At 54.1% G+C, this 10,865-nt stretch carries 8 protein-coding genes and 1 pseudogene; 4 read left to right on the forward strand and 5 right to left on the reverse strand.

Translation table 11 applies throughout. The features are described from left to right. A pseudogene (locus Q9J80_RS10545) lies at positions 1 to 456 on the forward strand (hypothetical protein); the annotation flags it as partial. 441 nt (positions 457 to 897) lie between these two features. On the opposite strand, the gene Q9J80_RS10550 reads toward Q9J80_RS10545, so the two are convergent. From Q9J80_RS10550 to Q9J80_RS10565, 4 genes are all read right to left on the reverse strand, one after another. Then, positions 898 to 2,349 carry a DASS family sodium-coupled anion symporter gene (locus tag Q9J80_RS10550; protein WP_301673262.1) on the reverse strand — a complete coding sequence of 484 codons (1,452 nt, stop codon included), beginning with the start codon at positions 2,347 to 2,349 and terminating at the stop codon, positions 898 to 900. A gap of 615 nt (positions 2,350 to 2,964) precedes the next feature. Then, positions 2,965 to 4,218 (reverse strand): complex I 51 kDa subunit family protein, encoded by a 1,254-nt coding sequence (locus Q9J80_RS10555; protein WP_301673261.1) that lies wholly within the window; start codon positions 4,216 to 4,218, stop codon positions 2,965 to 2,967. Continuing rightward, on the reverse strand, positions 4,215 to 5,843 hold the full coding sequence (locus tag Q9J80_RS10560) for an FAD-binding protein (RefSeq protein WP_301673264.1): 1,629 nt from the start codon (positions 5,841 to 5,843) through the stop codon (positions 4,215 to 4,217). Before Q9J80_RS10560 ends, Q9J80_RS10555 begins: the two co-directional genes overlap by 4 nt. Next, positions 5,843 to 6,481, reverse strand: a complete 639-nt coding sequence (locus Q9J80_RS10565) for a 2Fe-2S iron-sulfur cluster-binding protein (protein ID WP_301673260.1) — start codon at positions 6,479 to 6,481, stop codon at positions 5,843 to 5,845. The genes Q9J80_RS10560 and Q9J80_RS10565 overlap by 1 nt, the downstream gene beginning before the upstream one ends. A 247-nt stretch (positions 6,482 to 6,728) precedes the next feature. Between Q9J80_RS10565 and Q9J80_RS10570 the strand changes: the two genes are divergently transcribed. The 3 genes from Q9J80_RS10570 to trkA all read left to right on the forward strand — a co-directional run bounded on the left by Q9J80_RS10570 (position 6,729) and on the right by trkA (position 10,322). Further along, positions 6,729 to 6,959 (forward strand): hypothetical protein, encoded by a 231-nt coding sequence (locus tag Q9J80_RS10570; RefSeq protein WP_153064009.1) that lies wholly within the window; start codon positions 6,729 to 6,731, stop codon positions 6,957 to 6,959. Between the two features lie 329 nt (positions 6,960 to 7,288). Beyond that, entirely contained in the window at positions 7,289 to 8,812 is a 1,524-nt protein-coding gene (locus Q9J80_RS10575) for a fumarate hydratase (RefSeq protein ID WP_304671751.1), read from the forward strand. A gap of 97 nt (positions 8,813 to 8,909) precedes the next feature. Beyond that, positions 8,910 to 10,322 carry a Trk system potassium transporter TrkA gene (gene trkA, locus Q9J80_RS10580; RefSeq protein ID WP_019273633.1) on the forward strand — a complete coding sequence of 471 codons (1,413 nt, stop codon included), beginning with the start codon at positions 8,910 to 8,912 and terminating at the stop codon, positions 10,320 to 10,322. A gap of 345 nt (positions 10,323 to 10,667) precedes the next feature. Here the strand turns inward: trkA and Q9J80_RS10585 are convergent. Next, positions 10,668 to 10,865: hypothetical protein (locus Q9J80_RS10585; protein WP_304678577.1), on the reverse strand; the 198-nt coding region annotated here is incomplete at its 5' end.

Raw genomic sequence — 10,865 nt, forward strand, 5'->3', positions numbered from 1 at the left:
CAAAAAAAAAAAAAAAAAAAAAAAAAAAAAAAAAAAAAAATGAATTGCTTGATATTCCAATATTTTTATATATTTTTTTATCTTGTGATGCGGTCAGACAAACGCCCCCTGACATTCGTTCAGACGGCATCGTATTGCCAAATTTCTATAAGTATGTATGATGTCCGTTTCCACGCGCCCATCGTCATTCCCGCAACCTTTCGTCATTCCCGTGAAAACGGGAATCCAGAACCTCAAACTTTCAGACAACCTTTGAATATTGCCGCCGCCCCGAAGGTCTGGATTCCCGTCTGCGCGGGAATGACGATTTGGAAATTACCCGAAACCCAAAAACAACTGAAACCGAACACACTAGATTCCCGCTTTCGCGGGAATGACGGAATTTTAGGTTTCTGTTTTTATGGGAATGACGGCGGAGGGTGGACGATGCCGTCTGAAGCCCGACAAGGCATTTGATGCCGTCTGAAGCCCCGTCATTCCCCTGATGTCCGCAACATTTCGTCATTCCCGCAGCCTTCCGTCATTCCCGTGAAAACGGGAATCTAGAACCTCAAACTTTCAGATAATTTTTGAATATTGCCGTTGCCCCAATGGTCTGGATTCCCGCCTGCGCGGGAATGACGATTTGGAAATTACCCGAAACCCAAAAAACAACTGAAACCGAACACACTGGATTCCCGTTTTCACGGGAATGACGGTGCGGAGGATGGACGATGCCGTCTGAAGCTGTGGGCTGAAGCCTACCCTACCATTACTAAACTTTCAGATAATCTTTGAATATTGCTGTTGCCCGAAGGTCTGGATTCACGCCTGCGCGGGAATGACGGCGGTGTGCCGTCTGAAACGCGAAACGGTTTCAGACGGCATTTTTGCCTTAACATTCAAACAGCCGGAGGTTTACCAATAACCCAAAGCTTTCCACCACAAAATGCCGACTGTGGCGAAAATCAGGATTTCGATAACGCTCATAATGAAGCCCGCCTTCCACCATTCGCCCATATTGACGTAGTTTGAGCCGTAAATCACAGGCGCGGAACCGGTGGCGTAGTGGGTCAGCGACATCATTATGCCGGTGGCGGCCGCCATCATCAGGGCAAACAGCATAGGCGGCGCACCCAATGCCAGACCCGCACCGTAAAACGCGCCGAACATCGCGGTAACGTGTGCCGTGCCGCTAGCGAAAACGTAGTGGGCGTAGAGGTAGGCAAGCATCAGCAGGGCGCAGCCGGCTTCCCAACCCAAGCCCAAATGGGCGATGCCGCTTTGCATGGATTCGGACAGCCAGCCGATAAGCCCCAGTTTGTTGAGGAAGTTCGCCATCATCACCAAGGCGGCAAACCAAACGATGGTGTCCCACGCGCTTTTTTCCTTCAGTGCGTCGTCCCAAGTCAGGACGCCGCTCAAAAGGCAGAGGCTCAGGCCGAGGAAGGTGGTGGCGGTAGCATCGACTTTCACGCCGGTCAGCATTTCGGGAATGCCCGCCCACAACAGCAGCAGGATCACGAAAATGCCGAGCATCATTTTTTCGTCGCGCTTCATCGCGCCCATTTCTTTCAGTTTTTCTTTGGCAAGGGCGGTCGCGTCAGGCGTTTGTTTGATTTCGGGCGGATACAGGAAATACAGCACCAGAGGCATCAGCAGCATCGCAATCAGGCCGGGTACGATCATCGCCAAGAACCAAGTGCCCCAAGAGAGTTGGATTTGCGAATTGGTGGCTTTGGCAACCAGTTCGACGACCAGCGGATTGGGTGCGGTGGCAGTGATGAAAATCAGGCAGGTAATCACGTTGGCGTGGAAGTTGACCAGTGAAAGGTATTTGCCGATTTTGCCTTCCGTCCCTTTTTCGGGATCGGAGTCGAAACTCAAGGCGATGGATTTCATAATCGGATGCACAATCGCCCCGCCGCGCGCGGTGTTGCTCGGCGTTACCGGGCCGATGACCAAGTCCGCCAATGCCAGGCTGTAACCCACGCCCAGCGTGCGTTTGCCGAAAAGGGAAATCAAAAGGTAGCCGATACGCATCCCCAAGCCGGTTTTCAACAGGCCGCGCGAGATGATGATGGCGATACCGATCATCCAGATTAACGAGTTGTTGAGGCTGCTCAAAGCGTCTTTGGTCGCGTCGGCGGCTTTTTCGTTGGTTACGCCGGTCAGCGCGACCAGGGTAATGCCCAAAACCGCCATTGCGCCTATGGGCATCGCTTTGCCGATGATGCCGGCGATGATGCCGACGAACAGTGCCAGAAGATGCCACGCATCGGGCGATACGCCTTGGGGAACGGGGATGACGAACCAGATAAGCAGCGTCAGCGCGAGCGCGGCCGCCGCAGGGATTGGCTTGAAGCCCATATTAGTCTCCTAGTTTGAAATATCGGGAAAATCGGGTTTCAGACGGCGTGTGCCTGATTTTGGCGGGGGATGCCGTCTGAACGTGTTTTGCACCGTCCTCTTTTTCAGACGGCATTTCTTGAGTTTTGCGTTTTGCACTTTGTGTTTTTTCGCTTTGCCCTCTCCCTAACCCTCTCCCACGGGGAGAGGGGATAATGGCTTTGAAAACCAACCGTTATCGTTTTCCCTGCAATCCGTCCCCTCTCCCACGATGAAAGGGAATAATGACTTTGAAAATCAACCATTATCGGATTTTCTGCAAGCCGTCCCCTCTCCCCGTGGGAGAGGGTTAGGGAGAGGGCAAAACCCTAGGATGCGCCGTATCGGATTCCCTGCAATCCGTCCCCCACGCCGTGTGAGAGGGAATAATATCATTGAAATCAACCATATATCGGATTCCCTGTAATCCATCCCCTCTCCCCGTGGGAGAGGGTTAGGGAGAGGGAAAAACCTCAAGATACGCCGTATCGTTTTCCTTCCGGCAAGTGATTTACGTTGTAACCCCCGACAAATGCTTAAACCCTAATCAATTTGTCGGCCGACAACCCTGCCTGCCGTCTGAAACGCCTTAGCGGCTTAATCCTGTCCCGCCGGCAGCCCGTACTCTTCGGGGAAGGTACGCAGCGAGCTTTGCAACACGGTAACTGCGCCGTCAATCAGGCCGCAGCGGCCGCTTCGCGGCAGCAGTTGGCACAGGCTTTGCAGGGCGCGGAGGTCGTCGGAAGTGCCGATGCCGGTATCCACGCGGTTGAGCAGGCGCGAGAGTTGGAAGGTGCCGCCTTTGCACGGCGGGCATTGTCCGCATGAGTTGGCAGCAAAAAACTCCACATATTCAGAGACTTTACGCACCACACTCGTGCCTTCGGAAATCACAATCATCGCGCCCGTGCCGAGACTGGATTTGCGTTCGCGCACGGAAACGAAGTCCAATGGCACGTCCAAATCTTTCGCGGTCAGCAGCGTATTGGACGGGCCGCCGGTGAAGACGGCTTTAAACGTGCGGCCCTCGAGCATACCGCCGCCGTGGTCGAAAATCAGCGATTGCAGGGTCGTACCCATCGGCAGTTCGTACAGGCCGGGATTCAATACGTCGCCGGAGAGCGAGTAGAGTTTCGTACCTGCGGCATCGCCCAACCCCAGCGATTTGTACCATTCCGCGCCTTTGGCAAGGATTTGCGGAATATTGGCGAAGGTTTCGGTATTGTTGATCAGGGTCGGCTCGCCGTTGACACCGCTTTCGGCAGGGAACGGAGGCTTGCGGCGGGGGAAGGGGAAACCGCCTTCCAACCAAGAAATCACGGCGGTTTCTTCGCCGCCGATATAGCGGCCTGAAGTTTCAACCAGTTGCAAGTCCAAAGGTTTACCCAAGTAGTTCTCGATGCGGATAAACAAATCGCTGTTTTTCCATTGTTCGATGGCGGGTGTGATGGAAGCGACGGATTCGGTTTGATGAGGGTTGATGTACAAAACCGCTTTGTTGGCGCGGCAGGCGACGGCGGCAATCAATACGCCTTCGATAACTTGGTGTGGCGTTTTCGCCAGCAACACGCGGTCTTTGAACGTACCCGGTTCGTCTTCGTTGGCGTTACAGACGACGTATTTGTCGCCGTGTTTGCTTTGGGCGGCAACGGCCGCCTCCCATTTGCGCCAGGTCGGGAAACCTGCACCGCCCATGCCGCATAGGTTGGCATCTTGCAGTTTGGAAACAATGCTTTGAGGATCGGCAAGCGCAGCCAGCAGGCCTTCGCCGCCGCCGACTTTGCGCCACGCGGCCAAATCCGCGCCGACTTGGCGGGACGGGTGCAGTAAGTTTTGATTGGCTTGGTTCATGATTGTTGCTCCTGCAAACCGGCGTGTTCGCGCAAATCGAATTTGCCGTAGTCGGGATATAAAACGGGGGCTTTGATGTCGCCGGTCAGTCCGGCACGGGTCATTTCGCGTTGTAGATCGTGGACGTGTCCGACACCGCCGCGCACTTTTTTCAGCGGCAGGCCGCAACCGGCGGCGGCTTTACCCGCGCGGCGGCCGAAGCTGATGATGTCCAAAAGCGCGTTGCCCATCAGGCGGTTGCGACCGTGGATGCCGCCGGTTACTTCACCGGCGCAATAGAGGCCTTCCACACAGGTCGCGCCGTCGCCGTTGATTTCGACACCGCCGTTTTGATAATGCAGGGTCGGATGAATCATCACGGGTTCGACAGCGGGGTCGATGCCGCATTTGTGGGCGACGTGTCCGAGCGTAACCAAACGGTTCAACACGTCGGGGTCGTTGGCAATCAGGCGCGGGGTATCGAGGAACACGCCGACTTGACCGTCGCGCACTACGCCGCGGCCTTCGCGACATTCGCGCAGAATCGCGGCAGCAACGACGTCGCGCGGCTGCAATTCGTCAACGAAACGCTCGCCCAAGCCGTTGACCAGCTTGGTACCTGCGGAGCGGACGGCTTCGGAAATCAGCGCACCTGCCAAGTGTGGCGGATGGGCGACGCCGGTCGGGTGGTATTGGAAGGAATCGACATCGCGCAGTTTCGCGCCGATGCGGTATGCCATTACCAGACCGTCTGCGGTTGCGCCGTAGTGGTTGGAAGTGGCGAAACCCTGCAAATGCAGCCTTCCGCTGCCGCCGGTCGCCAAGACCACGGCTTTGGCGTGAACCAACACCAAAGAGCGTTTTTCCAAATCGTACAAAATCGCGCCGACGCAGCGGCCGTGTTCGTCTGATAATAATTCGATGGCAGGGTGGCGGTTGAGCTGGGTGATGTTTTCATCGAGTTCGACCGCCTCGCGCAGTACACGCATCATTTCAAGGCCGGTAAAGTCGCGGTAGCTCAAAATACGCGGTACGGTCGTACCGCCCGCGCGTTTGCGGCTCAACATACCGTTGCTGTCCGCGCCATTGGCAAGGTCGAAGGTCATACCCAAACCGATCAGCCAGCGGATGGCGGACGGCGCGTCGGTAACCATTTGCGCCACCAATTCTTTTTTGCCTGCGTTGTGGCCGCCTTTGACGGTGTCGTCAAAGTGTTGTTGCAGGCTGTCTTCCGCGCCGACTGCCGCCTGAATGCCGCCTTCCGCCATTACGGTATTGCTGTCGCCGATACGCAGCTTGTTCGCCATAATCACGCGCGCACCTGCTTCGGTCGCAGACAACGCCGCCGCCGCACCCGCGCCGCCGCCGCCGATGACCAATACGTCAGTGTTCAAATGTTCCGCGCCCGACAAATCATAATCGTCAATCAGCGGCCGGCTGATTAAGAGTTTCGCCAAATCGGGATGGCAGTAATCGCCCGCGTTCGGACCGATGGGCAGCTTCACGCGCGCATTTGCCTGATAATCGGGATGGAACCGGCTCAGCAATTCGTTTTTTTCAGGTAAATCGCCGCGCAGTTCCAATGAGGACGCGCGCAGGTTGGCAAGGGCGGTTTCGTAGTCGATGCCTTGGATTTTATTCACTATCACACTGACTCCCCTTCAAATTCGACTTTCATTTTGCCGCTGTCGATTTCGCGCAGGCGGCGCATCAAATCCACAGGGCGCAACGTACGCGCCGCCTTCATACGGCGTGCGAACAGGCCCAAGTGGTTCGGACGGATGTGTTCCGGGCAGGAAAGGGTGCAGAGGTTGCACATCACGCATTGGTCGAAGGTCAGCGCAGCTGCGCCGAAATCGCCGGAAACTACCTGAGCTACGCCGTTTTCCACTTGCAAACCTTTAGGACAGGCTCGATTACAGCCGCCGCAATGACGGCAATTTTGCGCTTCAGGGAAGGCCTTGGCGGTATCGTCCAGCCAGTTCCAGCCGTCGCCGACTTCGCCCACGTCGTAATATTGGATATGCTCGGGGATAAAGTAGTCCAAGAAGCTGACCTGCATCCCTTCTTCGACTTTGGTCTCGCATGCCAGCGCGGTGGTTACTTCACGTTCGCCTTCTTTACGGATCATGCAGCGGCACGAACCGCACACGCCCTGCCCCATGCAGCCGACATTGGCGGTAATCGCGCTGCCGGAACGGGCGTAGGCTTGGATAATGGACGAATCGGCGGAGGCCTTGACCTCGTGTCCGTCTATGGTCAGGGTTAACAAATTTTCACTCATGGCAGTGTCCTGTTGGAAGGATAGTAGATTTGGTATTGTGTATTTTTGTTACACAAGAGAAACAAGGACTTCCTCTCGCGTACTATGAATATGTTTATAACTTAATGTTTCTTATGTGAAACATAGTTTATCAGAATTTGTGCCTTATCGTTACTAAACTACAAAATTGCCATAGAAACATATATTGTTGACAAAATTTATGTACGAAATTTTAAAATATAATTATTTTTCAATAAGATTATAAATAATGCCGTCTGAAAAACAGAAAAAACAAACAGAAAAATACAATACATTCTCATTATTGCAATCTAGTGAAAAATATATATATTACTGTAATATATGTATATTTTTTGAAAATTCTGATATTTGGAAAATAAGTTGTAAAATTTCAAAAAGTCAAATGCGTTTGACTTCAGTCAAAATTTCCTCTTTCATATATGACAACTCCCTGCTGTCGTTATATCCTTTAAGCGATTGAAATCAGATTGAAATTATTGAGAATAATTTTTATGCCGTTAAAACGGATATTCGGACAGGTTCGGACGGCATTTATAAAAAACCTAAAATTACCAAACATATTTGTAGTTTTATTTCCATTACAGGCAACAGGCAAAGATTACAAATATCAAAACCCGAGTGAAACAGTATTTTATTAAAACAAATTGATAATCAATAGATTAGAATTATGTATTGTCTTTACCGTACAAACGCTGGCACTATTTCAACCTGATAAAAAACAGCCTTCAAAAAGGTTGTTTAAAACAGCAGCAGACACTTACCGCCACAACCTTGAAAAGGAACACAATCATGACCGTCATCAAACAGGAAGACTTTATCCAAAGCATTTGCGATGCCTTCCAATTCATCAGCTATTACCATCCCAAAGACTACATCGACGCGCTTTATAAGGCGTGGCAGAAGGAAGAAAACCCCGCCGCCAAAGATGCGATGACGCAGATTTTGGTCAACAGCCGTATGTGTGCGGAAAACAACCGCCCCATCTGCCAAGATACCGGTATCGCAACCGTGTTTTTGAAAGTCGGTATGGATGTGCAATGGGATGCAGACATGAGCGTCGAAGAAATGGTTAACGAAGGCGTGCGCCGCGCCTACACTTGGGAAGGCAACACCCTGCGCGCGTCCGTCCTCGCCGACCCTGCCGGCAAACGTCAAAACACCAAAGACAACACGCCTGCCGTCATTCATATGAGCATCGTGCCGGGCGACAAAGTCGAAGTAACCTGCGCGGCAAAAGGCGGCGGCTCTGAAAACAAATCCAAACTCGCCATGCTCAACCCTTCCGACAACATCGTCGATTGGGTATTGAAAACCATCCCGACGATGGGTGCGGGCTGGTGTCCTCCCGGCATCTTGGGCATCGGCATCGGCGGTACGCCCGAAAAAGCCGTACTGATGGCGAAAGAATCCCTGATGAGCCACATCGACATTCAAGAGTTGCAGGAAAAAGCCGCGTCCGGCGCAGAATTGTCCACCACCGAAGCCCTGCGCCTCGAACTCTTTGAAAAAGTCAACGCGCTGGGCATCGGCGCACAAGGCTTGGGCGGGCTGACCACCGTGTTGGACGTGAAAATCCTCGATTACCCGACCCACGCCGCCTCCAAACCGATTGCGATGATTCCCAACTGTGCCGCCACCCGCCACGTCGAGTTCGAATTGGACGGCTCAGGCCCTGTCGAACTCACGCCGCCGCGCGTCGAAGACTGGCCCGATTTGACTTACAGCCCCGACAACGGCAAACGCATCAATGTCGATAAGCTGACCAAAGAAGAAGTGGCAAGCTGGAAAACCGGCGACGTATTGCTGTTGAACGGCAAAATCCTCACCGGCCGCGATGCCGCACACAAACGCCTCGTCGATATGCTCAACAAAGGCGAAGAATTGCCCGTCGATTTCACCAACCGCCTGATTTACTACGTCGGACCCGTCGATCCGGTCGGCGACGAAGTAGTCGGCCCGGCAGGTCCGACCACAGCCACCCGTATGGACAAATTCACCCGCCAAATGCTCGAACAAACCGGCCTCTTGGGCATGATCGGTAAATCCGAGCGCGGCGCGGCCACCTGCGAAGCCATCGCCGACAACAAAGCCGTGTACCTTATGGCAGTCGGCGGCGCGGCATACCTCGTGGCAAAAGCCATCAAATCTTCCAAAGTCTTGGCGTTCCCCGAATTGGGCATGGAAGCGGTTTACGAATTTGAAGTCAAAGACATGCCCGTAACCGTCGCAGTAGATAGCAGGGGCGAATCCATCCACGCCACCGCCCCGCGCAAATGGCAGGCGAAAATCGGCATCATCCCCGTCGAATCTTGAGGCGCAATGCCGTCTGAACGCAAAATCTGCCTTCAGACGGCATTTCCGCCCCCGGTTGCGGTACAATCCCCCATTTCATCACTCGGCGACCCATACCGTGAAAATCCTCATTTTAGGCAACGGGCAGGTAGGTTCTACCGTCGCGCAAAACCTTGCCGCCATACCCAACAACGACGTAACCGTTATCGACATCGACGAAAAAGCATTGCAGGAAACAGGCAGCCGCCTCGATGTCCAAACCGTTTTCGGCAACGGCGCATCCCCCTTCACATTAGAACGTGCCGGTGCGGAAGATGCCGACTTGCTGCTCGCGCTCTCCCGCAGCGACGAAACCAACATCGTCGCCTGCAAAGTTGCCGCCGACCTGTTCAACATCCCCGGCCGCATCGCGCGCGTCCGTTCCAGCGAATACCTCGAATACCTCAGCCCCAAGCTCGAAAACAACGAAAACGGCAGCCTTTCCATATTCGGCATAACCGAAACCATCAGCCCCGAACAACTCGTTACCGAACAGCTTGCCGGTCTGATAGACTGCCCGGGCGCATTGCAGGTTTTACGTTTTGCAGACGACCGCGTGCGGATGGTCATCATACAGGCGCGGCGCGGCGGGCTGCTCGTCAACCGCGAAATCGCCGACATCGCCCAAGATTTGCCCGACGGGGCCGACTGCCAAATCTGCGCCGTTTACCGCAACAACCGCCTCATCGTCCCCACGCCGCAAACCGTCATCATCGAAGGCGACGAAATCCTGTTTGCCGCCGCCGCCGAAAACATCGGCGCGGTCATACCCGAATTGCGCCCCAAAGAAACCAGCACCCGCCGCATTATGATTGCCGGCGGCGGCAACATCGGCTACCGCCTCGCCAAGCAGCTCGAACACGCATACAACGTCAAAATCATCGAATGCCGGCCGCGCCGTGCCGAATGGATAGCCGAAAACCTCGACAACACCCTCGTCCTGCAAGGTTCGGCAACCGACGAAACCCTGCTCGACAACGAATACATCGACGAAATCGACGTATTCTGCGCCCTGACCAACGACGACGAAAGCAACATTATGTCCGCCCTTTTGGCGAAAAACCTCGGAGCGAAGCGCGTCATCGGCATTGTCAACCGCTCAAGCTACGTCGATTTGCTCGAAGGCAACAAAATCGACATCGTCGTCTCCCCCCACCTCATCACCATCGGCTCGATACTCGCCCACATCCGGCGCGGCGACATCGTTGCCGTCCACCCCATCCGGCGCGGCACGGCGGAAGCCATCGAAGTCGTCGCACACGGCGACAAAAAAACTTCCGCCATCATCGGCAGGCGCATCAGCGGCATCAAATGGCCCGAGGGCTGCCACATTGCCGCCGTCGTCCGCGCCGAAACCGGCGAAACCATTATGGGACACCATACCGAAACCGTCATCCAAGACGGCGACCACATCATCTTTTTCGTCTCGCGCCGGCGCATCCTGAACGAACTGGAAAAACTCATCCAAGTCAAAATGGGCTTTTTCGGATAAACCGCCCCATTCCGGACACATTGCCGCCGCATCGTGATGCCCCATCCCCCGTTTGCCGTCATTCTCGCGCAGGCGGGAATCCAGACCTTGGAACAACAGCAATATTCAAAGATTATCTGAAAGTTTGAGGTTCTAGATTCCCGTTTTCACGGGAATGACGGAAGGTTGCGGACATCAGGGAATGACGGGGTTTCAGACGGCATTTAATGCTTTATCGGGCTTCAGACGGCATAGCCCCCTCCGCCGTCATTCCCATAAAAACAGAAACCTAAAATTCCGTCATTCCCGCGAAAGTGGGAATCCAGTGTGTTCGGTTTCGGGTTTTTTTGGGTTTTCGGGCAACTTCTAAACCGTCATTCCCGCGCAGGCGGGAATCCAGACCTTGGGGTAGCGGCAATATTCAAAGGTTATCTGAAAGTTTGAGGTTCTAGATTCCCGCTTTCGCGGGAATGACGAAGAGTGGTGGGAATGACGGGGTTTCAGACGGCATTGGATGCTTTGGTGGGCTTCAGACGGCATCGCCCGCCTGTTTTGATATGGCGG

The organism is Neisseria blantyrii (assembly GCF_962747855.1).
GTDB classification, from domain to species: Bacteria; Pseudomonadota; Gammaproteobacteria; order Burkholderiales; family Neisseriaceae; genus Neisseria; species Neisseria viridiae.